We start from the raw sequence: 26,776 nt of genomic DNA on the forward strand, positions 1-26,776 counted from the left end.
CGGTTTCATCGGCTGGTTTACTCCAGCCGCTTTATTTTTAAAGGTCGCTATGAACAAAAACATTCATCACCACCGCATCCTGATCCTCGACTTTGGTTCGCAATACACTCAGCTGATTGCCCGTCGCGTACGCGAAATTGGCGTCTATTGTGAGCTGTGGGCCTGGGACGTAACAGAGCAGCAGATCCGCGAATTTAACCCCACCGGTATCATTTTATCCGGTGGCCCGGAAAGCGTGCACGAGGCTAACTCACCACGCGCACCACAGTATGTATTTGAAGCCGGTGTACCGGTGCTGGGCATTTGCTACGGCATGCAAACTATGGCCGAGCAGCTGGGCGGTAAGGTGCAGGGTTCGGATATGCGCGAATTCGGTTATGCCCAGGTAGAAGTGGTGGCCGAAAACGACCTGTTCGCCAAAATTGAAGACCATGTTGGTGGTAATGGTAATGCACTGTTAGACGTGTGGATGAGCCATGGCGATAAAGTGGTACAAATTCCTGAAGGTTTTGTAACCTGTGCCAGCACACCAACCTGCCCGCATGCCGGTATGGTAGACGAAGCCCGTCAGTTCTATGGCGTGCAGTTCCACCCGGAAGTAACCCACACCCGTCAGGGCCTGCGGATGCTGGAGCATTTCGTGGTGGATATCTGTGGTTGTGACAAGCTGTGGACACCGGCGTCAATTATTGAAGACGCGGTTATCCGCTTAAAACAGCAAATTGGCGATGATCAGGTTATTTTAGGTTTATCAGGCGGTGTGGACAGCTCAGTCGTGGCGATGCTATTGCACCGCGCTATCGGCAAAAACCTGACCTGTGTATTTGTTGATAACGGCTTGCTTCGCCTGAACGAAGGCAAGCAGGTGATGGATATGTTTGGCGACCACTTTGGCCTGAATATTATCAAAGTGGATGCTGAAGAGCGTTTCTTATCAGCACTTGCCGGTGAGAATGAACCGGAAGCCAAGCGTAAAATCATCGGCCGTGTTTTTGTTGAGGTATTCGATGAGCAGGCACAGAAGCTAAGCAACGCCAAGTGGTTGGCGCAGGGCACTATTTATCCGGACGTGATTGAGTCTGCCGGCTCTGCTACCGGTAAAGCGCATGTGATTAAATCGCACCACAACGTTGGTGGTTTGCCAGAGCACATGAAACTGGGCCTGGTAGAGCCGCTGCGCGAGCTGTTTAAAGACGAAGTGCGCAAAGTCGGTTTAGAACTTGGCCTGCCCTACGACATGTTGTACCGTCACCCGTTCCCGGGACCAGGTTTGGGTGTGCGCGTGCTGGGCGAAATTAAAAAAGAATACTGCGATATTCTGCGCCGCGCCGATGCCATCTTTATCGAAGAGCTGCATAAAGCCGAGCTGTATCACAAAGTCAGCCAGGCCTTTGCTGTATTCCTACCGGTAAAATCGGTTGGCGTAATGGGTGATGCGCGTAAGTACGACTGGGTAGTGTCACTGCGGGCAGTAGAAACCATCGACTTTATGACAGCACACTGGGCACACCTGCCGTATGATTTGCTGGGTAAAGTATCTAACCGCATTATCAATGAAATCAACGGCATTTCCCGTGTGGTGTACGACATCAGCGGTAAACCACCAGCGACCATTGAGTGGGAATAACCCCCTGACAGAAAAAAGGCCAGCGTAATGCTGGCCTTTTTGCTTGTGCCAAGCTGTAGCGGTTTTCTTTTTGTCATTTCGCTGCTTTACTGTGCTGATAACCTAAAACAGTGAGCCGCAAATGAAAATTAAAACCTTAGTTCTAAGTAGCCTGTTAACCTTAAGCCTGGCCCCTGTGGCTGACGCCTGCACCCGGGCGGTGTATAAGGGTTTGGACAATCTTGTGCTTACCGCACGCTCGATGGACTGGCGTGATGATATTCCGGCTAATTTATGGTTGTTTCCGCGTGGTATGCAGCGCCAGGGCGAAGTGGGTGCTAACTCAGTGCGCTGGACGTCAAAATATGGCAGCGTGGTGGCCAGTGCCTTTGATATTGCCAGTGCCGATGGCATGAACGAAAAAGGTTTAGTCGCTAATCTGCTGTGGCTGGTCGAATCTCGTTACCCTGAGTATGACGGCAGTAAGCCAGGCTTAACTGTGGCGGCCTGGGTGCAATATATGCTGGATAACTATGCGACGGTGGCTGAAGCAGTAACGGCGCTGCGTGATGAGCCTTTTGTCGTGGTATCGTCGACCATTCCCGGTACCGACCGTTTTACTACGGTACATTTGTCGTTATCTGATGCGCAGGGCGATAGTGCCGTCTTTGAGTATATCGACGGCAAACTGGTTATCCATCACGACCCGTCATATACGGTTATGACCAACTCACCGGTGTTTGAAAAACAACTGGCGATCAATGAATACTGGCAGGCGCTGGGCGGCACCACTATGCTACCGGGCACCAATCGGGCGGCCGATCGCTTTGTGCGGGCGTCATTTTATTTAGAGGCTATTCCAAAAACGAACGATGCCGTTTTGGCGGCTGCCAGTGTGTTTAGCGTGATCCGCAATGCCTCAGTGCCTTTTGGCATCTCGTCACCCACTGAGCCTAATATTTCCTCCACTCGCTGGAGGTCGGTAGCCGACCATAAATCACTACGTTATTATTTTGAGACAGCGCTGACGCCTAATACCTTGTGGGTGGAGTTAAGCCAGGCTGATTTTCGCCCCGGTCAGCCAACGCGAAAGCTGGCACTGGATAAAGGCCAAACCTATGCGGGTAATACCATTAAGCAGTTTAACATTGCCAAACCATTTCAGTTTGCCGGTTTGTAACGCATAACGATCGGATAGATAACCTGTGGTTTGTTATTATCAGATTCGGGTGTTATGGTTTCATTAGTGCTGAATATAAACAGGTTTTTAGTATGGATTCGCTGATTGAAGAGCTAAACCACTCAATTGCAACTGATGGTCTTGAGCAGCAAGTCAGGGCGCTTATTCAGTTATTACAACAGTCTACTGGCCTTGAGTCGGCATATTTTACCCGCATCGATCTGAGCAAAGGTGTGCAGCACATTGTGTATTCATTAAACACGGGGAAACTGCAGCTAAGCGAAGGGCTGACAGTAGACTGGAATGATACCTTATGCAAAAGAGCCCTGGAGCAAAAGCAGTTTGTTACCAGCGATGTGGCTCAGTGTTGGGGTGACTCTGCGGCAGCAGCAGAGCTTGGTATTAGCACTTATGTCAGTGCGCCGGTCTGTCTGTCAGATGGCCAGCTTTACGGCACGGTGTGCGCTGCCAGTACAGAAAAAACCATGGTATCTTCCGACAATGCCACGTTACTGCAACTGATTAGCCGCATTATTGCGATGCAGGTTGAACGTGAACATATGCTGCAACAGTTGGCACTGGAAAACCGTCAGTTTCGTAATGTTGCTTTAACTGATCCGCTGACTGGGCTGGGTAACCGGCGGGCGTTGGAGAAAGAATTACAACGCATGCTGGCTAATGGTAAGCGTAATGGTAGTGCTGTATTCGTTGCCTATATTGATCTGGATGATTTTAAACGTATCAACGATGAATATGGTCATGACGCCGGTGACCGCTTTTTACTGGCGATAAGTGCTAATTTGCAACAAGGTCGGCGAGAGGGTGATTTTATCAGCCGTATTGGCGGTGATGAGTTTGTTATTTTTGGTTTGGTAACCGGCAATGATATTGGCCATGCTGCCAAAGCGCTGCGCCAGCAGATCTACGACAGTACCACAGGGCATTTTGATATCGCCGATACAGTACTGCATTATCAAGGTGCCAGTGTCGGTTTAGTCGTTGCGGAGCCGGGTGAGCAGGTACAGCAAGTGCTTAAACGTGCAGACACTGAGATGTACCAACAGAAAAAGCAACGTTCAGCCCGGCGGCGCTAGTTTAACGTTGTTTACGCGCGCTCAAGCGCACCCATTCATCCTGCACCGCTATGGGGTCAAAGCTAAACTCGTCGCTATATGCATCCATTACTGATTGTGCCTGACTTTCCAGAATGCCAGACAGCGCGAGCAAGCCACCAGGTTTGACATAAGCACTGATAATGTCTTTTAGCTCAGCTAACGGGCCTGCCAGAATATTGGCTACCACCACATCGGCCTGAAAATCTTTTGGCTGATCTTGTGGCAGGTACAGCTCAATCTGGCCTTCGACATTATTACGTTTGGCATTGGCGGTGCTGGCTTCAATTGCCTGCGGGTCAATATCGACACCAACCACGCGTTTAGCGCCCAGTTTAAGGGCCGCTATGCCCAAAATGCCTGAGCCGCAGCCAAAATCCACTACCGTTTGCTCGGGTTTAATAGTTGCGTCTAGCCATTGCATACACAGTGCGGTAGTAGGGTGGGTGCCGGTACCAAAGGCCAGACCGGGGTCTAACATCACATTGACAGCAGTCGGGTCGGGAATATCGCGCCAGCTTGGGCATACCCATAGCCGCTGACCAAATTTAATCGGATGGAAGTTATCCATCCACTCGCGTTCCCAGTCTTTATCTTCTAACTGCTCTAATTTGAAATTTGGCTCGCCTTTGAAAAATGACACCTGCTTAAGCTGATTAACCACCTTATCCATTGGATGTTCGGCATCAAACAGGCCGACCACGACAGTGTTAGTCCAGTAGATCACTTCACCTGGCATTGGCTCATAAATGGGCGTGTCATGCGCATCGAGAAAACTGACCGCCTGCGCACCCCAGCCCATCAGCATATCGCTGACTTGCTCGGCTTTCTCTTCGGTGGTGGTAACGCGCAATTGGATCCAGGGCATGGCATTTCTCTTTAGCTAAAAACAGCCGGCATTCTAGCTGAAAAGCCGGCGTTTCGCAGCTTGCTAACAGCAGATTTAAAACTGAAACTGATCAAACATCGCCTGTGCTACCTTAATGAGTCGTGCTTTACGCAGGGCTTTTTGCTCTGGCGTTTCGTTACGTACCGGATGGCCGCTGAGTAAAATAAATGCCGCCTCGTTATTGTCATTGGCAAAGACAAATAATTGCAGCTTATCTTTACGCAAAATGGCCGTTACAGCGTTATTACCGCTGGGGATTTGCTCAAAGCGGCCACTACCATACTGGCTGATTTGCGACAGCATGCCGTCACGTTCGGCATTAACCGCAGTAGCATCAGCTAAACTGCGGATACTGGCGGTCATCAGTAATGTCTGATCGCTTGAAACGAACTTACAGCTGGTCGCTTCACGGCTGGTCGTCTTGCTGGCGTTATACTCAGTGGTTAACAGTTGCTGCCATCTTGGTTTATCGAACCAGTTACAGGGAGAGTCATTTAATGCCTGTGCCCATTTATCCCAGGTAAAACCTGACGACACCGGCTCTTCCGCCTGCGCTAAGGTAGTGTGTAAACCCAGGCATAGTGCAAATAGTGGTAAAGCTTGCTTTAACATAAGGCAATTCCATTAGCGTTTTGGTTTTTGGCCTGGGCGGATCAGCAGATCAACCCGCCGGTTTAGCGCCCGGCCTGCTTCGTCATCATTGCTGGCAACCGGACGGCTGGCACCATAACCTTTTATGCTTACCTGCTCTGGCTTGAGGCTTAACCCCGGCGCGAGATAATCCCATACCGCCTGTGCCCGCTGCTGGGACAAGGTTTTGTTCGTACTATCTGAGCCCGTGCTGTCAGTGTGCCCTTCAACCGTAACGCGAATATCGTTGCCGTAGGCGGCCACTTTGGCCAGTAACTCGTCTAAAGCGGTTTTTGCTTCAGGCTTCAGGCTGTACTTAGCGATATCGAATAATAGGGCGCTATCGAGCGATAAGCGGATCTCTGCGCCAACCGCGGCAATGGCATCGATATCGGCGCCGCTGTGCATACCGCCGCAGCTTTTGCCGGCGTTACGTAGCCGAACATAATTGTAGTGCTCACCCGCCGCAACCAAGCCGTTAATATCGACATCTGAGCGGGCACCCTCTATTACGCCAACGTCCAGCCAGTTTGTGCCGTCCTGCGAAATGGCCAGCTCAGTTTTTTCCACAAAGGGGCCCACTTCAAAAATGTATAAGTCTGGTCCGGCAACATCCACCAATACATTGTCGGTGAATTGCACGATAAGCTCGCCGTCACAGCCAATCGAAATAAAATCGGGTGACTGGGTGGCACGGTAATCCGGCTCGCCCAGGGCTTTTAGCGGATTATTAAAGGGTACTCTGGAGGGCTTCTCGCCGGGAGTAAACGCGACCACCTGATCAGCAAATGACAATTCAGCCAGCGGCAGACAAATTTCCCGCTTGCCGCTACCATAGACCAGGCCGGGGCAATCATCACTCTGTCGGCCACCCGCCAGACTGGGTAGTTTTGCAGCCTCGCGCTGCTCCAGCAATTTACGGATATGACTGGCATTGACCTTGCCCTTGTTGGTTTGCGCCACCATTTGCGCCACTTCCTCTGCACTAAATTGTGCCGTGCTGCCGGCTTCAGCCAGCTCATCGGCAAAGTTACGGCCATGTTTGGTCAGGCTGCCGCCCGCTTCGGTAATAAGCTGCTCCAGCTCAGCGGTGGTAAGCGGTGTGATATCTTCCTCAGCGGCAAGTTCCAATGCCTGCTTGGCGCCTGGGGTAACCTCCACCAGTCGTTTCGAGCTGGCTTTTACCTTATCAATACTACTTTGCGCTCCCGTCAGAGCAGGGGCCAGTAGCAACAGCAATAGTGCCGTCCCTTTTAACATTAGTCGCTCCTTTTATAGCTAGTGGCCATAGTGTTGTAGAAGAAAAAGCCGCTGGTCTGGCGCCACATAGGGTTATTGTTAAAGTCGGTTTCGCACTGACCAACGCGATCCAGAATTTCACTGAGTTTGTCGTTCAGCTCAGGCAACTTGGCATCATAGGCTTGTTTAGTTTTCTCAAACGATTGGTTAATGGAAAACTTCTGCGCCGCCCAGGCGTTTTCCAGCAGCGTATGCGGCTTGGGTACTTTATCGCCCAGTGTAATGGCGTTATTGACATAATCTTTGGTGCTGCGGTAAATCACTCTGAGCCGCTCATACAGCAATAGCTGGTTTTCTAAATCGGCCAGTGGCTGGGCATAGCATTGCTGGCAGCGCTCGAAATTTTCCCACTGTGCATCGCCGTCACGTACTATGCCATCGCCGTCAACCTGCGGTGGTTTACAGCTAAGCGGCAAGGGTGGCAGATTATCTGTGCTGGGCTCATTGTCTCTGTCCTGCTCCAGTAACAGTTTTAACCGCTCCAACTCGGCGCGATTAGCGCCTATCTGCTCAGCCAGCTGCAGCACATGCTGCTCGGCGGCAGCCAGGCGCTCAGCGTAGCTTTGGCCGTCAGTATTTTGGTTGGCACTGTTATCTGCTAGCTCGCTATCTTTATCTGCATCTTTGTTATCTTTGGCTGTAGCGCTTTTACCATCAATGCTGTCCTGGGCTTTGTCTTTGTCCGCGCTGGCTTTGTCCTTATCACTAATTGGCTTATCTTTGTCCGCTGCGCCACTACTGGCTGCTTTATCTTTATCCTCGACAACAGCGGCATCTTTGGCGTCTTTGGGAATATCAAAGGGGTTTTCGTGCTGTTGCTTTGGTGGTGATTTGTCATCCTGTTGCTGTGCCTGTAGTGGTGGTGTCGGCAGCAGGCCAGCGCCGGCTAGTATCATCGCCGCCACCAGTGTGGCTGTGTGTTTGCGTTTTAACAGGGCCACCAGCAGCGCCACTATCAGCACTAATAACAACACCACGGTCAGTTGCCACCATGATAGCGCGCTGCCCTGATCTTCCGACCTATCAGAGCTGTTACTATCGTTAGCGCTGCTTTGTGGTGGTTGATAAATGCCGATCAGTGCTTTGGCTACCGGCTCACCTTGCCATAGCAGCAGGGTGGCGGTGCTATTGGCATCGCCAATAGGCATGATGCGTATGCCAACATCGCCATAAGCACGGCCGTCAAACCGAAACAGCCCCTGTTGCAGCGTGGCCTGATAGTCGGCTGTGATCCAGCTTAAACGGTGCAGTGAAATGTTGGCGCTTTGCTCTGGTTTTGCGCTAATCAATTGAATGGACAGGGGGGCTGCCGGGTTTAAACCACGGACAAAAAAACGCTGCTCTTTACCCGGCTGTAGCCTAAATTCTGTGCTATGCCAGCGGCCGGGTTTACCAGGCAACTCGGCCAGTTTTAGCTGTTGGGCTTTTAATTTATCGCCGGGGGCGGCCATGGGTTCGGCGGGCAGCGGCGTGGTGTATAGCAGTAACAGCATAACTATAAAGTGGATAACGTAGGTGCCTGAAAGGTGCATAGTTCCTCCGTGACAACAGGCAGAAGCAGCTTAACACTAGTGCAAGTTAACCTTTTTGTCACAGCTTATCGTTGGCTAAAAGGTGAAGTGGCTGATAATTAATACAAAAAACATGCAGAAAAAAACCGCCGTAAAGGCGGTTTTTAAATAATTGAAACAAATGCTTAGCGTATTACTTGATGCCCAGTTTCTTTTCCAGATAGTGGATATTAGTACCGCCTTTGCAGAAACCCTCATCGCGCATAATGTCTTTATGTAGCGGGATATTGGTTTTAATGCCTTCGACCAACAATTCATCCAGCGCGTTGCGCATACGGGCAATGGCGATATCGCGCGTTTCGCCGTAAGTAATCAGCTTACCTACCATTGAATCGTAGTTTGGCGGTACGCTGTAATCGGCGTAGATATGCGAATCCCAGCGAATGCCATTACCACCTGGCGGGTGGAAGCGGGTAATTTTACCCGGTGATGGCATAAAGGTTTTCGGATCTTCAGCATTGATACGACATTCAACAGCGTGGCCGCGAATAACGATATCTTCTTGCTTAATCGTCAGAGGCATACCAGAGGCAACGCGTAACTGCTCTTTAATCAGGTCAACGCCGCTAATCATCTCGGTAACCGGATGCTCTACCTGAATTCGGGTATTCATTTCAATAAAGAAGAACTCGCCGTTTTCAAACAGGAATTCGAAGGTACCGGCGCCGCGATAGTTCATCACTTTACAGGCATCAACACAGCGGCCACCGATAAAGGCGCGCAGCTCTGGTGTAATACCCGGTGCGGGTGCTTCTTCTACCACTTTCTGGTGACGACGCTGCATTGAGCAATCGCGTTCACCTAAATGAATAGCGTTACCCTGGCCGTCAGCTAATACCTGGATTTCGATATGACGTGGGTTTTCCAGGAATTTTTCCATGTAAACCATATCATTACCAAAAGCGGCTTTCGCTTCAGCTTTGGTCATCTCGATAGAGCTAACCAGCTCTTCTTCGCTGCGCACTACGCGCATACCACGGCCACCACCACCGCCAGCGGCTTTCACGATAATCGGGTAACCGATGCGTTTAGCGATAGCTTTATTAGTAGTGGGATCATCACCGACTGCACCATCAGAGCCCGGTACACAAGGCACACCGGCTTTTTTCATCGCCTCAATGGCGGAAACTTTATCACCCATCAGGCGGATAGACTCCGGATGCGGGCCGATAAAAATCAGGCCGCTTTCCTCTACCTGCTGGGCAAAGTCAGCGCGCTCTGCTAAGAAACCATAGCCTGGGTGAATTGCCTGAGCATTGGTCACTTCAGCGGCGGCAATCAGCGCCGGAATGTTTAAGTAGCTTTGTGGTGACGGCGCAGGGCCAATACAAATGGTTTCGTCGGCCAGCAGCACGTGCTTCAGATTACGGTCTACGGTGGAGTGCACCGCAACCGTTTTAATACCCAGCTCCTTACACGCGCGTAAGATACGCAGTGCAATTTCGCCGCGGTTGGCAATCAGTACTTTTTCTAGCATCAGTCTGCCTTTTGCGTTATTCAATCACAAACAGTGGCTGGTCGAATTCAACTGCGTCGCCGTTTTCTACCAGAATTTCTTTTACCACACCGGCCTTGTCAGACTGGATCTGGTTCATCATCTTCATCGCTTCTACAATACACAGCGTATCGCCAACTTTAACGCTCTGGCCAACTTCAACGAAGGCTTTCGCTGTTGGTGATGCCGCGCGGTAGAAAGAGCCTACCATCGGTGATTTCACTACATGACCAGAGATCGCTTTAGGGGCGTCAGCAACTGGCGCAGCGGCAGGTGCAGCAGCAGGAGCCGGCGCAGCGGGCTGTGGCGCTGGCGCATAGTGCTGCATCTGTGGTGCAAAGTGCTGGGCCGGGCCATTACGGCTGATGCGAACTGACTCTTCACCTTCAGTGATTTCTAATTCTGAAATGCCTGATTCTTCCAGCAGTTCGATCAGTTTTTTAATCTTTCTAATATCCATGTCGTTTGAGCCTGATTTAGTTATTACTATTTGGTTGTTTGTAAGGCTGATACCGCTGCATCAAGTGCGTAGTGATAACCTCTGGCACCTAAACCACAGATCACCCCTTTGGCGATATCAGATAAATACGAGTGTCGGCGGAAACTTTCCCGCGCATGCACATTGGATAAGTGCACTTCTATAAATGGAATAGCCACTGCTAGCAGCGCATCGCGAATTGCCACGCTGGTATGTGTAAAAGCACCGGGGTTAATCAGAATATAATCCTGCTGGCCCAGACTTTGTTGAATGGCGATAACCAATTCGTGCTCGGCGTTAGATTGTAAATGTGTCAGTTCGACACCTTTCGCCGCTGCCTGTTCCGTCAGGTCGGTAATAATGTCTTGCAGGGTGGCGGACCCATACACTGCGGGTTCACGCACGCCTAACATATTCAGGTTAGGGCCATTTAAGACTAAAATTCGATAAGTTGCCGCCATTTGTGCGTAATTCCCGCTAATTGTTTTGATCCGGCACTATCTTGCCAAAGCTAAGTTGCAATTGCATCTGTTTGACGAATTTAACGCGTCATTAGAGCCTTTGGCTTAACAATAGCGCCTTATTATAGTGAAATCGTGACAAATGGCAGCAAAATACTGGTCTTATCAGCCAGAGTGTAGAGGAGAGTAAGCGGCGCCGACTGTTAGCGCCGCTATAACGATTATTGCTGCAGTTGCTCCAGGTGGGCGGCAAAGTCGGGTGCATTCATAAAACCGGTAACACGTGAGGGGGTTAATTCACTGCCATCCGGGCTAAAAAACAACAAGGTAGGCAAACCCAGCACCTGATAATGCTCCAGCAGTGCCTGATCTTTGCGTGTCATTTTCGTTACGTCCACTTTTATCAGCTGCATCTTTTGCATTTGAGCCTGTACTTCTGGTTTAGGGAACGTCAGGTGCTCAAACTCTTTACAGGCAATACACCACTCGGCGTACAAGTCGACCAGGGTATAGCGCCCGCCGCTTTCAGCAATTTTTTGCTGTAGCTGTTCAAGGGTATCTACCAACACAAAACCCTGTTGTTGCTCGGTGGCTGCAACCGACGCGGCGGGCTGCGCCGGCCAGAAGTAGCGCAGGTTGAGCAGTGCAGCGCCAAGTAGTAACATTTGCCCCAGCGTGAGCAAAACAGCTTTGGCTGTGGTGCTTTGTAAAGCAAACAGGGTGCGGTACAGGTAAATGACAAAACACAGCAGCAGCGCAGTGCCTGCCAGCAGCACATAACTAAATGGCAGCATACGCTCAAGTAAAATCAGCGGCACGGCCAGCAGTAAAAAGCCAAAACTGGTTTTCACGGCATTCATCCAGTTGCCGGCTTTGGGCAGCAATTTACCGCCAGAGCTACCCAGTAACAGCAGCGGCAAGCCCATACCTAAACTCAGGATATACAGCGTAACCGCACCCAGCAGTAAGTCGCCGCTTTGCGCCACATACAATAGTGCTGCCGATAACGGTGCCGTGGTGCAGGGCGATGCAATCAGGCCCGACAGCGCGCCCATGGTAAAAGCACCTTTATGCGAGCCGCCTTGCTGCTTATTACTCACATTACTGATTTTCTCCTGCCAGCTTGATGGCAGGCTGAAGTTAAATACACCAAACATCGCCAGTGCCAGCAGCACAAAAATCACACTGGCAACAATCAGTACCGCCGGGTGCTGAATATAGCCCTGAAATTTCACGCCTAAACTGGCAACCACCAGCCCCAATAGGGAATAGGTAATGGCCATACCCTGCACATAAGAAAATGACAGCGTAAAGGCGCGTTTATTCGACAACTGCTGGCCCTGGCCAACGATAATGCTGGTTAAAATGGGATACATCGGAAAGACGCAGGGCGTAAAAGCCAAACCTAAGCCCAATAAAAAGAAGCCGGCGAGAGTGGCGATACTGGCACCATCACTGAGCTTTTCTGCCAGTGAGGTTTGGCTCGATACGGGTGAGCTTGCGGTCGCTGTAGTTTGGTTATTGCTGTCATTAACCTGAGTGGCCGTGAGCTGCTGCAGCGGCACCTCTTTGGTTACCGGTGGGTAGCACAGGCCCGCTTCGGCGCAGCCCATATACTGAATTTTAAATACCGCATCTTCACTGATATCCGTAAGCGGTATGCGCAGTGTCAGCTGATGAAAATACACCTCAGTCACACCAAAGAACTCATCTTCTATGGTCATGCTGGCCGGGTAGCTGGGGTGAGAGAAGCTTACTGCTATGCCACCGAGTTTTATTTTGTCTTTATATAAGTAGTAGCCATCGGCGATGGACCAGCTGACCACCAGCTGGTCTTGCTGCTGCACAAAGTCAAACACAAAAGCTTGCTCAACCGGCAGAAACTGGTCGTTAGGTTTTAACAGGCTATCGAGCACAGAACTTTGCTGCGCCTGCACAGTGCTTAGCAGCAGGCTAAGGCACAGCAGCGGATATAACAACAACTTTAACATTGGGGCGGTTTTCCTTATTTTAGCCAGCTTGCAACGTGGCAATACACTAGCACGACAGCACTATACGCCGATAGCCGCGCTTAATTTTAATAGACACCACTATCTGTCAGGCTACAGACCCGCGCAGTGCAGTGTCGCTTTCAGTGTGTGCGTCAGACGGTGTAGTTTTTGCGTTGATTGCACCGCACGTACAAGAAAATTTAAAAAAGCCCCTTGGATTTTTTTTCAGGCCGCCCCATATAGGGAGCACACAATTTAACACCCATGTTAAAACACAAAAACGCTTTAGGAGATAGAGCATGAATATTCGTCCATTACATGATCGTGTCATCATCAAACGCTTAGAAGCTGAGAGCAAATCAGCTGGTGGCATCGTCTTAACGGGCGCTTCGGCGGAAAAATCTACCCGTGGTGAAGTGGTCGCAGTTGGCAATGGCCGTGTGTTAGACAACGGTGACGTTAAGCCGTTAGACGTAAAAGTTGGTGACAAGGTACTGTTTGGTGCCTATGTCGAGCGCACCGAGAAAATTGATGGTCAGGAATACGTCATCACCAAAGAAGACAATATCTTAGGTGTGATTCTGGACTAAGCTTGCGCAAACTTTTTAACGCATTAACTGAATTTTAAGGATTAGAAAAATGGCTGCAAAAGACGTACGTTTTGGCGATGAAGCCCGTAATAAAATGTTAAAAGGCGTGAACGTGCTGGCGAACGCTGTGCGCGTCACCTTAGGCCCGAAAGGTCGTAATGTTATCCTGGATAAATCTTTCGGCGCGCCACTGATCACCAAAGACGGTGTATCAGTTGCAAAAGAAATCGAGCTGGAAGACAAATTCGAAAACATGGGCGCACAGATGGTGAAAGAGGTTGCCTCTAAAGCCAACGATGAAGCCGGTGACGGTACCACTACAGCAACAGTGCTGGCGCAAAACATCATCAATGAAGGTGTGAAAGCCGTTGCTGCGGGTATGAACCCAATGGATTTAAAACGTGGTATCGACAAAGCTGTTGTTGCTGCGGTTGAAGAGTTAAAAGCCCTGTCTCAGCCTTGTGCCGACAGCAAAGCGATTGCTCAGGTAGGTACCATCTCTGCTAACTCAGATGACGAAATCGGCCAGATCATCGCCAACGCGATGGACAAAGTAGGCAAAGAGGGTGTTATCACAGTTGAAGAAGGCCAGGGTTTAGCCAACGAGCTGGACGTGGTTGAAGGTATGCAGTTCGACCGTGGTTACTTATCACCGTACTTCATCAACAATCAGGAAGCGGGCCAGGTAGAACTGGACAACCCGTATATCCTGACTGTGGATAAGAAAATTTCTAATATCCGTGAATTGCTGCCGGTATTAGAAGGTGTGGCTAAGTCTGGCAAGCCACTGCTGATCATTGCTGAAGATGTTGAAGGCGAAGCCTTAGCGACGCTGGTAGTGAACAATATGCGCGGTATCGTGAAGATCTCTGCGGTTAAAGCGCCAGGTTTCGGCGACCGTCGCAAAGCCATGCTGCAGGATATCGCTACCCTGACTGGCGGTACTGTGATTTCTGAAGAAATCGGTATGGAGCTGGAAAAAGCGGGTCTGGAAGAGTTAGGTACTGCCAAGCGCGTGGTGATCACTAAAGATAACACCACTATTATCGATGGCGCCGGCGAGCAGGCGGCCATTGATGGTCGTGTGAAGCAAATCCGTCAGCAAATTGAAGAAGCGACATCTGACTACGATAAAGAAAAACTGCAAGAGCGTCTGGCTAAACTGGCTGGCGGTGTTGCAGTAATCAAAGTTGGAGCTGCTACTGAAATCGAAATGAAAGAGAAAAAACACCGCGTAGAAGACGCGCTGCACGCAACCCGTGCTGCCGTTGAAGAAGGCGTGGTGCCTGGCGGTGGTGTCGCCCTGGTACGCGTGGCTGCCAAACTGGCTGACCTGCGTGGTGCTAACGAAGATCAAAACCACGGTATTAAAATTGCGCTGCGCGCGATGGAGGCGCCACTGCGTCAAATCGTTGATAACGCCGGTGAAGAGCCATCAGTGGTGGTGAACCAGGTGAAATCTGGCAGCGGTAACTACGGTTACAACGCGGCTAGCGGTGAGTACGGCGACATGCTGGAAATGGGTATTCTGGACCCAACCAAGGTTACCCGTTCAGCACTGCAATTCGCTGCTTCTGTAGGTTCACTGATGATCACCACCGAAGCCATGGTAACTGAACTGCCGAAGAAAGATGCCCCGGCAATGCCTGATATGGGCGGCATGGGTGGCATGGGCGGTATGATGTGATAACCGTCTGAGCTTATGCTTCGAAAACCCCGGCCCGGTGCCGGGGTTTTGTTTTTCTGCGCCCCGTTTTTACAGCGGGTGTTTTTACAGCTGGCTACATTTTTATACAAACCAGTTTAGTTATTGCTCAGCCAGTAGCGCTATAGTTAGGTGCACAGGCTAAACTATTTAGGTTTGGCTGGTTCTAAGCTGGTAGTTATTTAACGCAGGAGATTGACAATGCGTAACCTGATCTTTGTATGTGGCTTAGCGCTGTTAGCCGGCGGCGTGGCTCAGGCGGCTGAGGTAAAAGTAGAGTGGCAAGAGCCGGAAAAGTTTACCGATATTCGCCCTGCCAATGACAGTCGCAAAGCCTACCGTGAGCGGGTGCTGAAAAAATTTGATGGCTTTTTTCAGGACATGGCCGCCAAGCTGCCCGAGGGCTATCAGTGGCAGGTAACGGTAACCGATATCGATTTAGCCGGTGATGTCGATTACTTTATCGGCGGTGCCGGTAATGCCATCAGAGTGATTAAAGACATTTACTCGCCAGCAATTAAATTTAGCCAGGTGCTGCGCGATAAACACGGTGAAGAAGTGTTTAGCAGTGACGAAAAGCTACGTGATATGGGTTTTATGCAGTCTTTACGTACACCGAATAATAACGAAGAGTTTCGTTATGAAAAGCAGATGCTGGACGACTGGTTTAATAAAACCTTGCAACCTAAAGTAGAGCAATTTGCTAAGGCGCTGCCAAAAGTAAGCCAGTAGGCTATTTTTGTGTGCTGAAGCACGAGAGTGTTTGATACGCCCCACCTAAAGCAGGCTGGCAATTTGGCGATAGATGGCTACTGCCTCTTCGCGACTTAACTGGCCTGCACTGGCTGCCCGGCCAATACTGCTACTGACGCGAACAAACTCGTTGGCGGTTTCTTCGTTTTGGGTGCGGTTATCGGCAGGTGTGGCTTGCTGCAGCAGGCCGATATCCTGGCGTGCAGGCAAAGCCTGGCGCAGTGGTTGGCTAACCTGCGCCACTATAGTATTGCTGCTGGTTTGACTGCTAATCGCTGACATCACCACCTCCGTCTCCCTTAGACTAGTGGAGCGGCCGTTTAGCGTTAGATTATATTTTCACTAATAAAATTTGGTTATGTTATTTTGTTATAACGGCTTTAAACTCGGCTAGGGTGGTATGCAGCTGTTTTAGCTGCTGCACTACGCGCTGCAAAGTAGCCGTATTAAATTGCTGGCTTTGCCGCATAGCCGCTACCTGCTCTGCGGTTTCGGCTAAATAGGGCATAAAGCGGTTGCTTTTGGCCTGAAACAGTTTGTTGTCTGCAAAAATGCGCTGATATTTCGCATGACCTTGCTGCTGCAGGCTGTCTAACACTGCATCTGCGTCCAGCGCTTTGCGGTACAACTCTTTTAAGTTGTCATCCAGTTGATTCAGTAAAGTATCCATAAGCCACTACACCTGGGAAAAGGGCGCTATTATGCCACAGCGATCCATCGACTTCAGTAGTTTGCTCAAGCTGTTTATGCCACTACTGCCGGGCCGCTATTTTTGATTCGATGCATTTCTTTTACTGGTGTTTTGTTATATTATATCGTCCGTTTTTATTGCAAAGGCTGAGTAAGTAACGTGTTAGCAACAGTGCGTAATATGTTTGATAAAGTGGGCATAACTGTCACCTCGCTGTGTGCTATCCACTGTATTCTGTTACCGGCTATCTTACCTGTGCTGCCATTGATGGGCTTAAGTGTGGCCCATAACCACGCCTTTGAACGCATTATGCTGCTGGTAACGGTAGTGTTGGGCTTCGTTGCCTTGTTTATCGGTTTTCACCGTTATCATCGCAAACTCTACCCGTTCTACTCTTTATTTTTAGGCGTTTTTATTTACTGGCAGCGCGATGTTTGGGGTCATGAATACGAGCATGCGGTGTTGATCGTTGGCGCCTCACTCGTGGTGCTAGCGCATGTGATGAATATGCGCCTGTGTAACAACTGTAAAAGCTGTGACGACGACCATTAGGCTGGTGCCTTATCTGAATTAGAAAATCCCGCTGCAGCGGGATTTTTGCTTTATGGCTTTCTCACTTAATGGCTAGCAGCTGCCTGCTGCGTGCTGGGTAGTTACTGAAAATGCCATCAACGCCATACCCAGCCAACCGGGCAATATCATCAGCGTGATCTACCGTATACACATATACCTTTAAAGCGCGTGCTTTGGCATCATCCACAAAGGCCTGGTTAATAAAGCTGACATCACAGTTTACCGAATAGGCGTTAAGCTGCTGGGCAAAGGCGGCATAGTCGATGGGCAAGCTGGCGGTTAAAGCGCCCAGTTTTAGCGCTGGCTGCTGTTGTTTTAGTGCGGCCAGCAGATGATGATTAAACGAGGAGATCAGCAAGCGGTTTGCGTCAAACTGCAGCTCGCGCTCTGCCCGTTCAAGTAACGACAGTAGCGGTGCGACGGTATTGTCGCCTTTCAGTTCGATATTCAGCCAAAGTGGTGTCGGTGCCAGTAGCTCTAATACTTGCCACAGGGTGGGAATACGCTGACCACGGCCTGCATCGAGCTGCTGTAATTGCGCCAGGCTGTGCTGATAAATACTGCCGCGGCCATTGGTGGTGCGCGCCAGGTGATGGTCGTGAATAACAATCAGCTCGCCAGCGACGGCGAACACATCTATTTCAATAGCGTCTGCACCCTGCAGAACAGCCTGTTCTATTGCCAGCAGGGTGTTTTCCGGATAGTCGCCACTGGCACCACGATGGGCGATAATTTGCATGTTGACTCCGTATTAGTACTGGAAGTTAAGCCGGTGAAGTGAATGCAGAGTATTTTTTTCGGCGACCGTTGCAGGCCAGGATGGCCGAATCGAGCCCCCAGGGATGGGTTTACGGCGTGTCGCAGAAAAAACATACGGCGCATTCACGTTGTCGAAGCGCCGTACGTGAAAGATAGCGTTAGTTATTAATTTCAGCAAAAGGGGCGCCCATACGGGTTACTGTGCCAGCTTGCTGCTCAGCCAGGAACTGCAGTTTATTGGCCGGGAAGGCCAGCACCACGGTAGAGCCCAGCTTAAAGCGGCCCATTTCAGCGCCTTTTGCCAGTGTAATGGCGTTTTTGCCATGCGCCGGGTAGCTCCAGCGGAACACGTTTTTACCCACTGGTGGTGTAACGGTGCCGGCCCAGACGGTTTCAATACTGGCGACGATAGTGGCACCCACTAACACCAACGCCATTGGCCCCAGCTCAGTGTCAAATATAGTCACCACGCGCTCATTGCGGGCAAATAAATCCGGCACATTCTCTGCGGTTAACGGGTTTACTGAGAATAAATCGCCCGGTACATAAATCATCTGGCGCAGGGTGCCGGTTACAGGCATATGGATGCGGTGATAATCTTTCGGTGCCAGATAAATGGTGGCAAAGTCGCCGCCGATAAAAGGCTCAGCCGTAGCAATATCGCCACCTAATAAAGCTTGCAGCGAGTAGCTGTGGTTCTTAGCCTGTACCAACTGGCCTTGTACTATCGGGCCTAACTGGCTGATACAGCCGTCTACCGGATGCGCCACTATGTTAGCGTCGGTGGCTAATGGCCGGATACCATCCTTTAACGGCCGGGTGAAAAACTCATTAAAGCTGGCGTAGTCAGAGGCTCTCTCAAACTGCGCTTCGCTCATGTTAATGCCATAAGCTTTAATAAAGCGGTTAATTAAAAAATGCGTAAACCAGCCCAGTTTGGCGGCAGCCAGCTTGCCAACCAGGCGCGAAATAAAATGCTTTGGCATCAGGTACTGCAGGGTAATTTTTAAATTATCCATGGTGCTCTCAGTAATGTAGTTAAAAATAAAACGATTAAAAATGTGTCGGTTTATCCTGCGCCATACTTGCGAGGATTTTCAGATAACTGTCGTAGCGTAACTGGCTCACTTCGCCCGTCTCAACGGCGTGCATAATGGCACAGCCCGGATCGCTGACATGTTTACAATCACGGAACTTACAGCGGCCCAGCCAGGGCGTAAATTCGCTAAAGCCGCGGGTGACTTCTTCCGCCGTTAAATGCCACAGGGCAAATTCGCGGATGCCGGGGGAGTCAATTAAATCGCCGCCTTCAGGCAAATGGTACAACCGCGATACGGTGGTGGTGTGCTGGCCCAAACCCGAGGTGGCCGACACCTCCTGAGTTTGCGCTTCTAAACCTGGCATTAAACTGTTCATTAATGACGATTTGCCCACACCAGACTGACCAACAAAGATGCTGGTGCCGCTGTGCAGATAGTCCAGTAGTTGTGCCATGCCCATACCGGTTTTGGCGCTGACCAGTAAAAAGTCATAGCCAAGTGTGCGATACAAACCCAGTTGTTGTTCAACTGCGCTTTGCTCATCATCATTGAGTAAGTCGACTTTATTAATCACCAAAAGCGGTTTAATACCGGTCATCTCGGCCGCCACCAGATAACGGTCAATAATATTCAGTGACAGTGCCGGCAGAATAGCCGAGACAATAATCATCAAATCAATATTAGCCGCCACCGGCTTTAAACCGTCATAAAAATCTGGCCGTAGCAGAACAGAGTGGCGTTCTTCCACAGCATCTATCACGCCATCAATACCACCGGTGGCTTGCAGTGCGCGGCGCCAGACAACTTTGTCGCCGGTGACCAAAGAGGCAACCGAACGGCGCATATTACAGCGGGTTACTACTCCATCGCTGTCTTCGACATCGGCATGCTGGCCAAAGCGACTTAACACCAAGCCGGTTTCCGGCGCGGCAAAGCTGTTGTCATCTACATTATCTACACCTTTGTTTTTCGCCACGCGTAGCCGTTTGCCAGCATTATCGGCAATACGTTGTTGTTGGCGCTGGGTAAGGTGTTTTTTCTTGGTCACGGCTACTGTTATCGCTCTAATGTAAAGGATGCTATTACTGCTAAGCTTAGGGCGTGTATGATACCTGTATTCTGTAAATGAACAAAGCAGCGCGACGCTAAGGGTTTGTAATGAGTGTAAATGACAGCAACTTAATCTGGCTTGATTTAGAAATGACTGGCCTGGAGCCAAAAACCGATGTGATTCTGGAGATGGCCACTATTGTTACCGACAGCCAGCTGAATATTATTGCCGAGGGGCCGGTGTTTGCCATTAAGCAGCCAGACGAGGTGCTGGACAATATGAGTGCCTGGTGTGTTGAGCAGCATGGTAAAAGCGGCTTAACGGCGCGTTGCCGTGCCAGTACCACCAGCCTGGCTGATGCCGAGCAGCAAACCATCGCTTTTTTAAGCCAGTATGTGCCAAAGGGTAAATCACCGATGTGTGGTAACAGCATTGGTCAGGACCGCCGTTTTCTCGCCGAGTATGCACCAGAGCTTGAAGCCTTTTTTCATTACCGCAATTTAGATGTCAGCACGGTAAAGGAGCTGGCGCGGCGCTGGCACCCAGAGGTGCTGACTAAAGTACAAAAGGCCGGCAGTCATTTAGCCTTGGATGATATTCGCGAGTCGATTGCTGAATTAGTAACCTATCGCACGCATTTTTTTAAGTTACCCTAAAAAAACACTTGCAACGGCCAACGCATTTTGTAAAATGCGCGCCATCACGACGCGATAGTGACACAGCGTTGACCGATGCGAGTATAGCTCAGCTGGTAGAGCGCGACCTTGCCAAGGTCGAGGTCACGAGTTCGAACCTCGTTACTCGCTCCAAATTCGACAGAAACCGCACTTGGGAAACCCGTGCGGTTTTTTGTTTCCTGCGATATAGTCAATACAAGCTAAACAGCATGGTTTAACCGATGGCAGACTCACCTTGTGTACGCAACTGTTGTCTGGATCAGCAGGACATTTGTCTTGGCTGTGGCCGTTATATTGATGAGATCATCGAATGGCATAGTGCTGATGTGAACAGGCGAACGCAGATTTTACACTTAGCGCAGGCCAGGTTAGCGCCGCGTAGCAGTGCCGCAAGCCCTATGCATCGCGCGGTAAACCCTTCTGAATAATCCGTATCAGCCGCTCGGTACTGCGCGGCAACAGTGATTCTGCCTGCCAGCTTTTGCGTTTCTGCTGCGCTAGGGCCCATTCGATATGCTCTGCCACTAATGCGCTGGCACTGCTAAGTTTGGCACTTAGTGCCTGTTCAATCTCAATGTTGTAAGGCGCATTACCCAAGGCTACTGCAATATTACGCTGCCAGCGTTCATAACCGATACGGCGAATGGCGCTGCCCTCGGTATAACGTAAAAATTCGTCTTCCTGCCAGGCAAATAGGCTGAGTAAACTTTGGTTTTGCCACTGCTCACGCCGTTGAAAGTCGCTTTCAATACTCAAAGGAGCGTTACGGTTTTCCGGGCACACCAGCTGGCAGTCATCACAACCATAAATACGGTTGCCAAGTAGTGGACGAAACTCCTCAGGAATTGCACCTTTAAGCTCAATGGTCAGATAAGAAATACAGCGGCGAGCATCGACCACATAAGGCGCAACAATAGCGCCGGTAGGGCAGCTGGTAATACAAGCTACGCAACTACCGCAATCGCCATCATGTGGTTGGTCTACCGGCAGAGGCAGATTAACCAGCAATTCACCGAGGAAAAACCAGGAACCGGCTTCATGATTAAGTAACAAGCTGTGTTTGCCCACCCAGCCAAGCCCGGCTTGCTGGGCCAACGGACGCTCTAATATTGGCGCCGAGTCGGTAAAAGGGCGGTAACCCAGATCCTGTACCTGTTGGTTAATGCGCTCGCCCAACTGTTTCAGCCGGTTACGAATAAGTTTGTGGTAGTCACGGCCCAGCGCGTAGCGGCTAATATAGGCTTGAGTCGGGTCGGCCAGGTTAGTGGCAAAGCCGGCAGCTTTGGGCAAATAGTCCATCCGCACGCTGATTACCCGCAAAGTACCGGGCACCAGCTCGTCGGGGCGGGCGCGTAGCATGCCGTGGCTGGCCATATAATCCATCTCGCCGTGGTAGCCGGCATCGAGCCATTTCTGCAGTTGTCGCTCCGCATCGGCTAAGCTGACGCCGCTGATACCGGCATCGGCAAAGCCCAGCTGCTTTGCCCATTGCTTTATTCGTTGTGCCAGCTCGTGGTAATTCATGTTGCTTTGCTACCCGGTAAATAACGCCGCAAGCATATCACAATGGGTATTTTTTCGCGCCGCTTGTGGGAACTTGGCTATCAGCTCAAGGGTCTGAGCGGCAAAGTCGCGGTTTTTCTGGCTCTGTCAGCCACTAATTTGTTAACATGACAGGGTTTTTATGGCAGTAAGACGTAAAGTGGTGACAGGTGGCGCAATATCAGGCAGTGTTACAGGACGAAGCGGCAACTCTGACGTTGGCAACGCGCATTGCTGGCTTGCTTAGTGGTGGGCAGACCGTATTTTTGCATGGCGATTTAGGGGCGGGCAAAACCACCTTTAGTCGAGGTGTGATCACTGCGCTGGGCCATACAGGCACGGTAAAAAGCCCTACTTACACACTGGTCGAGCCTTATCAGCTAAAGCCCTTTAACGTGTTTCACTTTGACCTTTACCGGCTGAGAGATGCTGAAGAGTTAGAGTTTATGGGCATACGGGATTATTTCCGTGCTGATACGCTGTGCCTGATTGAATGGCCAGAGCAAGGCAGGGGTTATTTACCTGTGCCAGATCTCGACATACACTTAACATTTGTAGACGGACACCGGCGTGTGTTGCTGCAAAGCCAGACGCCAGCCGGTACCGCGATAATAAAAGCGCTGACGGATGATGAAGAATAATTATTATAACGTTCAAGCGGCATTGCTCTGTTTGCTCGCGCTGTGCAGTTTTACTTCTCTGGCCAATCAGGTGCAGGGCGTACGGGTGTGGCCTTCGCCAGACAATACCCGTGTGGTGTTTGATATGGCCGCTGAACCACAGCATAAAAGCTTTAGCCTGGACAAGCCAGACCGCCTGGTCATTGATTTAACTAACGTCAAAGGTGGCACCAGCTTACCGGCAGTGAATGGTGAATCGGCGTTAATTAAAGCGATTCGCAGTAGCGGCAGTGGTAACAGTATGCGCATTGTGCTCGATTTAACCAAAGCCAGTAAGGCCAATGTGTTCGCACTGCCACCGACACCGCCTTATGGCCACCGGCTAGTGGTCGACTTACCTGACGATCAGCCGCAGCGTAATCTGCCGCCACCGGCTATCCGGGCGGCACGCGATATTATCGTTGCCATTGATGCGGGCCATGGTGGCGAAGACCCCGGCTCTATAGGTCCCAGCGGCATTTACGAAAAACACATTACCTTGCCAATCGCACGTCAACTGGCGCAGCTGATTGACCGTCAGCCCGGCATGAAAGCCATGATGGTGCGCACTAATGATTACTACATTCATGTAAACCGCCGCACTGAAATTGCCCGTGGCCAGCAAGCCGATTTGCTGGTATCTATCCATGCTGATGCGTTTACCTCGCCGCAGCCGCGCGGCGCCTCGGTGTGGGTGTTGTCACTGCGCCGTGCTACCACTGAGGTGGGCCGTATGCTGGAGCAAACCGAGCGTCATTCAGAATTGCTTGGCGGCGTCGCCGAGGTTATCAAAGACTCAGCCAACGAGCGCTACCTGGCGCAAACGGTGTTGGATTTGTCGATGAATCATTCTATGGTGACGGCTTATCAGGTAGCGAACGAAGTGCTGTCTGAGCTGGGTAAAGTGGCGCATCTGCATAAAAAAGAGCCGCAGGCGGCCAGTTTTGGTGTGCTGAAATCACCGGATATTCCATCAATATTGGTCGAAGTTGGCTTTATTTCTAACCCGCAGGATGAAAAGCTGATGCGCACGGCAACGCATCAAACCAAGCTGGCGCAGTCATTATTTACTGCTTTAAAACGCCACTTTGAAAAGTCGCCTCCGGCCGACTCCCTGTTTGCCCAGCAGCGCGCCCGCGAGCATCGTGTCAGTGCGGGTGAGTCTTTGTCTTTGCTGGCGCAGCGTTACAATGTGTCGGTGGACGACCTGCGCAGTATAAATCAGCTTACCTCTGACAGTATCCGCGTTGGTCAAACGCTGCGGATCCCCTGATTATGCCAATACAAATTCTGCCACCGCAGCTGGCAAACCAGATTGCGGCCGGTGAAGTGGTTGAACGCCCGGCTTCAGTGGTTAAAGAGTTGGTAGAAAACAGCCTTGACGCCGGTGCCAGCCATATTGAAATTGAAATTGAAAAAGGCGGCAGTAAGCTTATCCGGGTGCGTGATAACGGCAGTGGCATTGCCGAGCATGAACTGGTGCTGGCGTTAAGCCGCCATGCCACCAGCAAAATAACCGATTTAAGTGATTTAGAAGCCATTTGCAGCTTGGGCTTTCGTGGTGAGGCCTTAGCCAGTATTAGCTCGGTATCACGGCTAACGTTAACTTCACGTACTGCAGCGCAAGAGGCCGCCTGGCAAGCCAGTGCTGAGGGCCGCGATATGCAGGTGAGTGTAAAACCCGCTGCCCATCCGGTGGGCACCAGTATTGAAGTATTAGATTTATTCTTTAACACACCAGCGCGGCGTAAGTTTTTGCGCACCGATAAAACCGAGTTTGGTCATATCGACGAGCTGGTGAAACGGCTGGCGCTGAGCCGGTTTGATGTCAGCTGGCAGCTAAGCCATAACGGCCAGGTCGTACGCCGGCTTAAAGCGGCAGACACGGCTGAGCAGCGGCAAAAGCGTGTTGCAACGCTGTGCGGCCGGGCTTTTGCCGAGCAGGCTGCTTTTATTGAAAACCAGTATGGCGAAGTAAAAATTTGCGGCTATATTTTAGCGCCACAAGCCTGCCCGACTCAGCCTGCTTGTCAGTACAGTTATGTTAATGGCCGTATGATGCGCGATAAGCTGCTTAACCACGCAATACGCCAGGCCTATGGTGACAGCTTAAGTCCTGAGCAGCAGCCCGCTTTCGTGCTGTATCTTGAACTGGACCCGCGCCAGGTCGATGTTAATGTGCACCCGGCCAAGCATGAAGTGCGGTTTCATCAGGCCAGATTAATTCATGACTTCGTCGTGTCAGCCTTGAGTGATGCACTGGCGCAATTACGCGAAAACGCCGATAGCAGTTACGCTATTGAGCCAGTGTCACTTGCGCCTGCAACTCCTGATCAACCCAGCCCACCGGCGTATCAGGTGAACCAAGCCGGCACGGCCCGTTACCAGGGTGGAACAGGTTATGTCACGGCTGCAGCCGGTGCAGCAGCGGTAAAGCGCGAACTGAGTTATTGGCAGCATAGTTATGCTGACGCTACAGCACGGCAGGCACCCGCGCGGGAACTAAGCCCCGCTGCAGCTGCACCACAGACGCCCGCCAATGGCCAGAGCGGCGAGGGCCGCTATCTTATTGTGCAAAACCGTTATTTGTTAACCCAGCATGATGATCGCCTGCTGCTCATTGATTTGGTGGTGACGCTGGCAGCCTATTTTGCGCTACAACCCCAGCCGGCGCAGCCGATTTTATTGCCGCAACGTATTACGCTTAGCAAAGCGCAGTTAAAGCTGCTTACGCGTGTGGCGACACAGTTGTCTGATGCTGGCTTTGATGTGCTGTTAACCGACCAGACAGCAATAGTACGGGCGGTGCCGGCCTGGCTGAGGCAAAGCCTGCTAAGCCAATGGCTGCCGCTATGGGTTAGCCGCGTTAGCGAACAGCAGGACCCACTGCAGCTGTTGTTGTCTATGCTACTTAATGCTAATGGGGTAAGCGCGCAGCAGTTGCTAAACTTGTATCCAGAGTTGTTTGACACGCCGTCTTGCTGGCACAGTGCACCGCTGCAACTAGACAGCACCTTAGCCCGGTTACATGAGGCCCATGATGCACACTAAGGCGGTCGTTTTTTTGATGGGCCCGACAGCGTCAGGCAAAACAGCATTGGCGACAGCGCTTTACCAGCGCTTACCGGTAGAACTTATCAGTGTCGACAGTGCGCTGGTGTACAAACAGATGGATATCGGCACGGCCAAGCCCACCGCAGAGGAGCTGGCGATAACGCCGCATCACTTGATTGATATTCGTGACCCGGCGCAAAGCTATTCTGCGGCAGACTTTCGTAGTGATGCGCTAAGATTAATTGCCGAAATTCAACAACGTGGTAACATTCCGCTGCTGGTTGGTGGTACCATGTTGTACTTTAAAGCCCTGCTTGACGGCATTTCACCTTTACCTGAAGCGGATGCCGCTGTGCGCTTGCAGCTGGAGACAGAAGCCGCAAGTAAAGGTTGGGCCGCGCTGCATGAGGAGTTAGCCAAGGTGGACCCGGTATCAGCGGCACGGATCCATCCTAATGATCCGCAGCGGATTAACCGTGCGCTTGAAGTTTACCGGTTAACAGGGCGGAGCTTAACTGAACTTACCGCACAAAAAGGGGAACCTTTTGCATTTCCTGTGCACCAATTTGCGATTGCTCCGGCGGATCGGGCGGTACTGCATCAACGTATTGCTATTAGATTTGAGCAAATGCTGGCCGCTGGCTTTGAGCAAGAAGTTCTGCGATTAAAGCAGCGGGCAGATTTGCATCCGGACCTGCCATCAATGCGCTGTGTTGGCTACCGGCAAATGTGGCAGTATTTAGACGGTGAGTGTAGTTATCAGCAAATGACCGAGCGCGGGATAGCGGCAACCCGGCAGTTGGCCAAAAGGCAACTCACCTGGCTGCGGGGTTGGCCTGATTTAAGCTGGCTAAATAGTGAGGCGCCGCTCGAGGAAAACTTGCAAGCCGTTTTATCTTCGCTAAGCTAAACACGATGGACAAAAAAGACGTTTTAACAACTTGAAATAAAAAAAATAATACCTATATAA

General features: G+C 50.9%; 27 protein-coding genes and 1 tRNA gene. 14 read left to right on the forward strand and 14 right to left on the reverse strand.

What is annotated here, in order from left to right; genetic code table 11:
* Positions 1–49: 49 nt before the first annotated feature.
* From guaA to ABGI61_RS09430, 3 genes are all read left to right on the forward strand, one after another.
* Positions 50–1,627, forward strand: a complete 1,578-nt coding sequence (gene guaA / locus ABGI61_RS09420; RefSeq protein ID WP_347600306.1) for a glutamine-hydrolyzing GMP synthase — start codon at positions 50–52, stop codon at positions 1,625–1,627.
* 121 nt (positions 1,628–1,748) lie between these two features.
* A complete protein-coding gene (locus ABGI61_RS09425) occupies positions 1,749–2,786 on the forward strand; it encodes a linear amide C-N hydrolase (RefSeq protein WP_347600309.1) in 1,038 nt (345 codons plus the stop codon).
* A 92-nt stretch (positions 2,787–2,878) separates the two neighbouring features.
* Complete coding sequence (locus tag ABGI61_RS09430; RefSeq protein ID WP_347600312.1) at positions 2,879–3,880, forward strand: sensor domain-containing diguanylate cyclase; 1,002 nt, start codon at positions 2,879–2,881, stop codon at positions 3,878–3,880.
* A gap of 1 nt (position 3,881) precedes the next feature.
* On the opposite strand, the gene prmA is transcribed toward ABGI61_RS09430, so the two are convergent.
* The 8 genes from prmA to ABGI61_RS09470 all read right to left on the reverse strand — a co-directional run bounded on the left by prmA (position 3,882) and on the right by ABGI61_RS09470 (position 12,712).
* Positions 3,882–4,766, reverse strand: coding sequence for a 50S ribosomal protein L11 methyltransferase (gene prmA, locus ABGI61_RS09435; protein ID WP_347600315.1), 885 nt, complete (start codon positions 4,764–4,766; stop codon positions 3,882–3,884).
* Positions 4,767–4,841: 75 nt separating this feature from the next.
* On the reverse strand, positions 4,842–5,399 hold the full coding sequence (locus ABGI61_RS09440) for a hypothetical protein (RefSeq protein ID WP_347600318.1): 558 nt from the start codon (positions 5,397–5,399) through the stop codon (positions 4,842–4,844).
* Positions 5,400–5,411: 12 nt separating this feature from the next.
* Positions 5,412–6,677 (reverse strand): OmpA family protein, encoded by a 1,266-nt coding sequence (locus tag ABGI61_RS09445; RefSeq protein ID WP_347600321.1) that lies wholly within the window; start codon positions 6,675–6,677, stop codon positions 5,412–5,414.
* Positions 6,677–8,248, reverse strand: coding sequence for a hypothetical protein (locus tag ABGI61_RS09450; protein WP_347600324.1), 1,572 nt, complete (start codon positions 8,246–8,248; stop codon positions 6,677–6,679). Before ABGI61_RS09450 ends, ABGI61_RS09445 begins: the two co-directional genes overlap by 1 nt.
* 172 nt (positions 8,249–8,420) lie before the next feature.
* Positions 8,421–9,764, reverse strand: coding sequence for an acetyl-CoA carboxylase biotin carboxylase subunit (accC, locus tag ABGI61_RS09455; RefSeq protein WP_347600327.1), 1,344 nt, complete (start codon positions 9,762–9,764; stop codon positions 8,421–8,423).
* A gap of 16 nt (positions 9,765–9,780) precedes the next feature.
* A complete protein-coding gene (gene accB / locus ABGI61_RS09460) occupies positions 9,781–10,242 on the reverse strand; it encodes an acetyl-CoA carboxylase biotin carboxyl carrier protein (RefSeq protein ID WP_347600330.1) in 462 nt (153 codons plus the stop codon).
* 26 nt (positions 10,243–10,268) lie between these two features.
* Positions 10,269–10,721 (reverse strand): type II 3-dehydroquinate dehydratase, encoded by a 453-nt coding sequence (gene aroQ, locus ABGI61_RS09465; protein ID WP_347600333.1) that lies wholly within the window; start codon positions 10,719–10,721, stop codon positions 10,269–10,271.
* 221 nt (positions 10,722–10,942) lie between these two features.
* Complete coding sequence (locus ABGI61_RS09470; protein WP_347600336.1) at positions 10,943–12,712, reverse strand: protein-disulfide reductase DsbD; 1,770 nt, start codon at positions 12,710–12,712, stop codon at positions 10,943–10,945.
* A 299-nt stretch (positions 12,713–13,011) separates the two neighbouring features.
* Between ABGI61_RS09470 and ABGI61_RS09475 the strand changes: the two genes are divergently transcribed.
* The 3 genes from ABGI61_RS09475 to ABGI61_RS09485 all read left to right on the forward strand — a co-directional run bounded on the left by ABGI61_RS09475 (position 13,012) and on the right by ABGI61_RS09485 (position 15,739).
* Positions 13,012–13,302, forward strand: a complete 291-nt coding sequence (locus tag ABGI61_RS09475) for a co-chaperone GroES (protein ID WP_008218862.1) — start codon at positions 13,012–13,014, stop codon at positions 13,300–13,302.
* Positions 13,303–13,351: 49 nt separating this feature from the next.
* Positions 13,352–14,989 carry a chaperonin GroEL gene (groL, locus tag ABGI61_RS09480; protein ID WP_347600341.1) on the forward strand — a complete coding sequence of 546 codons (1,638 nt, stop codon included), beginning with the start codon at positions 13,352–13,354 and terminating at the stop codon, positions 14,987–14,989.
* A 219-nt stretch (positions 14,990–15,208) separates the two neighbouring features.
* Positions 15,209–15,739: a DUF3016 domain-containing protein gene (locus tag ABGI61_RS09485; RefSeq protein WP_347600344.1), complete on the forward strand. Its 531-nt coding sequence runs from the start codon at positions 15,209–15,211 to the stop codon at positions 15,737–15,739.
* A 45-nt stretch (positions 15,740–15,784) separates the two neighbouring features.
* Here the strand turns inward: ABGI61_RS09485 and ABGI61_RS09490 are convergent, their stop codons facing one another.
* Positions 15,785–16,042: a hypothetical protein gene (locus ABGI61_RS09490; protein WP_347600347.1), complete on the reverse strand. Its 258-nt coding sequence runs from the start codon at positions 16,040–16,042 to the stop codon at positions 15,785–15,787.
* A 79-nt stretch (positions 16,043–16,121) separates the two neighbouring features.
* Positions 16,122–16,430: a primosomal replication protein PriC gene (priC, locus tag ABGI61_RS09495; protein WP_347600350.1), complete on the reverse strand. Its 309-nt coding sequence runs from the start codon at positions 16,428–16,430 to the stop codon at positions 16,122–16,124.
* Positions 16,431–16,631: 201 nt separating this feature from the next.
* On the opposite strand from priC, the gene ABGI61_RS09500 reads away from it, so the two are divergent.
* Positions 16,632–17,003: a MerC domain-containing protein gene (locus ABGI61_RS09500; RefSeq protein ID WP_347600353.1), complete on the forward strand. Its 372-nt coding sequence runs from the start codon at positions 16,632–16,634 to the stop codon at positions 17,001–17,003.
* 61 nt (positions 17,004–17,064) lie between these two features.
* Here the strand turns inward: ABGI61_RS09500 and ABGI61_RS09505 are convergent, their stop codons facing one another.
* The 3 genes from ABGI61_RS09505 to rsgA all read right to left on the reverse strand — a co-directional run bounded on the left by ABGI61_RS09505 (position 17,065) and on the right by rsgA (position 19,871).
* Positions 17,065–17,763: a glycerophosphodiester phosphodiesterase gene (locus ABGI61_RS09505; protein WP_347600357.1), complete on the reverse strand. Its 699-nt coding sequence runs from the start codon at positions 17,761–17,763 to the stop codon at positions 17,065–17,067.
* A gap of 178 nt (positions 17,764–17,941) precedes the next feature.
* Positions 17,942–18,829, reverse strand: a complete 888-nt coding sequence (asd, locus tag ABGI61_RS09510) for an archaetidylserine decarboxylase (RefSeq protein ID WP_440590655.1) — start codon at positions 18,827–18,829, stop codon at positions 17,942–17,944.
* A gap of 7 nt (positions 18,830–18,836) precedes the next feature.
* Positions 18,837–19,871 (reverse strand): small ribosomal subunit biogenesis GTPase RsgA, encoded by a 1,035-nt coding sequence (rsgA, locus tag ABGI61_RS09515; protein WP_347600363.1) that lies wholly within the window; start codon positions 19,869–19,871, stop codon positions 18,837–18,839.
* Positions 19,872–19,981: 110 nt separating this feature from the next.
* Between rsgA and orn the strand changes: the two genes are divergently transcribed.
* The 3 genes from orn (at position 19,982) to ABGI61_RS09530 (ending at position 20,979) form a co-directional block, all read left to right on the forward strand.
* Complete coding sequence (orn, locus tag ABGI61_RS09520) at positions 19,982–20,530, forward strand: oligoribonuclease (RefSeq protein WP_347600366.1); 549 nt, start codon at positions 19,982–19,984, stop codon at positions 20,528–20,530.
* Between the two features lie 77 nt (positions 20,531–20,607).
* Positions 20,608–20,683 (forward strand) — tRNA-Gly (locus ABGI61_RS09525).
* Between the two features lie 89 nt (positions 20,684–20,772).
* On the forward strand, positions 20,773–20,979 hold the full coding sequence (locus ABGI61_RS09530) for a DUF1289 domain-containing protein (RefSeq protein WP_347600369.1): 207 nt from the start codon (positions 20,773–20,775) through the stop codon (positions 20,977–20,979).
* Here ABGI61_RS09530 and queG read toward each other — a convergent pair.
* Complete coding sequence (queG, locus tag ABGI61_RS09535) at positions 20,948–22,075, reverse strand: tRNA epoxyqueuosine(34) reductase QueG (RefSeq protein WP_347600372.1); 1,128 nt, start codon at positions 22,073–22,075, stop codon at positions 20,948–20,950. The genes ABGI61_RS09530 and queG overlap by 32 nt on opposite strands.
* Positions 22,076–22,263: 188 nt before the next feature.
* Between queG and tsaE the strand changes: the two genes are divergently transcribed.
* From tsaE to miaA, 4 genes are read left to right on the forward strand one after another with little or no spacing between them, the layout of a single operon-like run.
* Positions 22,264–22,734, forward strand: coding sequence for a tRNA (adenosine(37)-N6)-threonylcarbamoyltransferase complex ATPase subunit type 1 TsaE (gene tsaE / locus ABGI61_RS09540; protein ID WP_347600375.1), 471 nt, complete (start codon positions 22,264–22,266; stop codon positions 22,732–22,734).
* A complete protein-coding gene (locus tag ABGI61_RS09545) occupies positions 22,721–24,025 on the forward strand; it encodes an N-acetylmuramoyl-L-alanine amidase (RefSeq protein WP_347600378.1) in 1,305 nt (434 codons plus the stop codon). Before tsaE ends, ABGI61_RS09545 begins: the two co-directional genes overlap by 14 nt.
* 2 nt (positions 24,026–24,027) lie before the next feature.
* Positions 24,028–25,803, forward strand: a complete 1,776-nt coding sequence (gene mutL / locus ABGI61_RS09550; protein ID WP_347600381.1) for a DNA mismatch repair endonuclease MutL — start codon at positions 24,028–24,030, stop codon at positions 25,801–25,803.
* A gap of 16 nt (positions 25,804–25,819) precedes the next feature.
* Entirely contained in the window at positions 25,820–26,716 is an 897-nt protein-coding gene (gene miaA / locus ABGI61_RS09555; protein ID WP_347600724.1) for a tRNA (adenosine(37)-N6)-dimethylallyltransferase MiaA, read from the forward strand.
* Positions 26,717–26,776: the final 60 nt, after the last annotated feature.

Origin of the sequence: Rheinheimera fenheensis (assembly GCF_039871805.1) — a bacterium.
In the GTDB taxonomy this organism is placed as follows: Bacteria; Pseudomonadota; Gammaproteobacteria; order Enterobacterales; family Alteromonadaceae; genus Alishewanella; species Alishewanella fenheensis.

Bases quoted from the DNA above. Each gene is read 5' to 3' on its own strand.
- priC (WP_347600350.1), bottom strand. From the start codon at position 16,430: ATGGATACTTTACTGAATCAACTGGATGACAACTTAAAAGAGTTGTAC.
- ABGI61_RS09505 (WP_347600357.1), bottom strand. From the start codon at position 17,763: ATGCAAATTATCGCCCATCGTGGTGCCAGTGGCGACTATCCGGAAAAC.
- miaA (WP_347600724.1), top strand. From the start codon at position 25,820: ATGGGCCCGACAGCGTCAGGCAAAACAGCATTGGCGACAGCGCTTTAC.
- ABGI61_RS09490 (WP_347600347.1), bottom strand. From the start codon at position 16,042: ATGTCAGCGATTAGCAGTCAAACCAGCAGCAATACTATAGTGGCGCAG.
- ABGI61_RS09445 (WP_347600321.1), bottom strand. From the start codon at position 6,677: ATGTTAAAAGGGACGGCACTATTGCTGTTGCTACTGGCCCCTGCTCTG.
- accB (WP_347600330.1), bottom strand. From the start codon at position 10,242: ATGGATATTAGAAAGATTAAAAAACTGATCGAACTGCTGGAAGAATCA.
- ABGI61_RS09440 (WP_347600318.1), bottom strand. From the start codon at position 5,399: ATGTTAAAGCAAGCTTTACCACTATTTGCACTATGCCTGGGTTTACAC.
- aroQ (WP_347600333.1), bottom strand. From the start codon at position 10,721: ATGGCGGCAACTTATCGAATTTTAGTCTTAAATGGCCCTAACCTGAAT.
- prmA (WP_347600315.1), bottom strand. From the start codon at position 4,766: ATGCCCTGGATCCAATTGCGCGTTACCACCACCGAAGAGAAAGCCGAG.
- groL (WP_347600341.1), top strand. From the start codon at position 13,352: ATGGCTGCAAAAGACGTACGTTTTGGCGATGAAGCCCGTAATAAAATG.
- ABGI61_RS09450 (WP_347600324.1), bottom strand. From the start codon at position 8,248: ATGCACCTTTCAGGCACCTACGTTATCCACTTTATAGTTATGCTGTTA.
- ABGI61_RS09430 (WP_347600312.1), top strand. From the start codon at position 2,879: ATGGATTCGCTGATTGAAGAGCTAAACCACTCAATTGCAACTGATGGT.
- guaA (WP_347600306.1), top strand. From the start codon at position 50: ATGAACAAAAACATTCATCACCACCGCATCCTGATCCTCGACTTTGGT.
- ABGI61_RS09425 (WP_347600309.1), top strand. From the start codon at position 1,749: ATGAAAATTAAAACCTTAGTTCTAAGTAGCCTGTTAACCTTAAGCCTG.
- ABGI61_RS09470 (WP_347600336.1), bottom strand. From the start codon at position 12,712: ATGTTAAAGTTGTTGTTATATCCGCTGCTGTGCCTTAGCCTGCTGCTA.
- ABGI61_RS09475 (WP_008218862.1), top strand. From the start codon at position 13,012: ATGAATATTCGTCCATTACATGATCGTGTCATCATCAAACGCTTAGAA.
- ABGI61_RS09530 (WP_347600369.1), top strand. From the start codon at position 20,773: ATGGCAGACTCACCTTGTGTACGCAACTGTTGTCTGGATCAGCAGGAC.
- ABGI61_RS09545 (WP_347600378.1), top strand. From the start codon at position 22,721: ATGATGAAGAATAATTATTATAACGTTCAAGCGGCATTGCTCTGTTTG.
- ABGI61_RS09485 (WP_347600344.1), top strand. From the start codon at position 15,209: ATGCGTAACCTGATCTTTGTATGTGGCTTAGCGCTGTTAGCCGGCGGC.
- mutL (WP_347600381.1), top strand. From the start codon at position 24,028: ATGCCAATACAAATTCTGCCACCGCAGCTGGCAAACCAGATTGCGGCC.
- queG (WP_347600372.1), bottom strand. From the start codon at position 22,075: ATGAATTACCACGAGCTGGCACAACGAATAAAGCAATGGGCAAAGCAG.
- accC (WP_347600327.1), bottom strand. From the start codon at position 9,764: ATGCTAGAAAAAGTACTGATTGCCAACCGCGGCGAAATTGCACTGCGT.
- orn (WP_347600366.1), top strand. From the start codon at position 19,982: ATGAGTGTAAATGACAGCAACTTAATCTGGCTTGATTTAGAAATGACT.
- ABGI61_RS09500 (WP_347600353.1), top strand. From the start codon at position 16,632: ATGTTTGATAAAGTGGGCATAACTGTCACCTCGCTGTGTGCTATCCAC.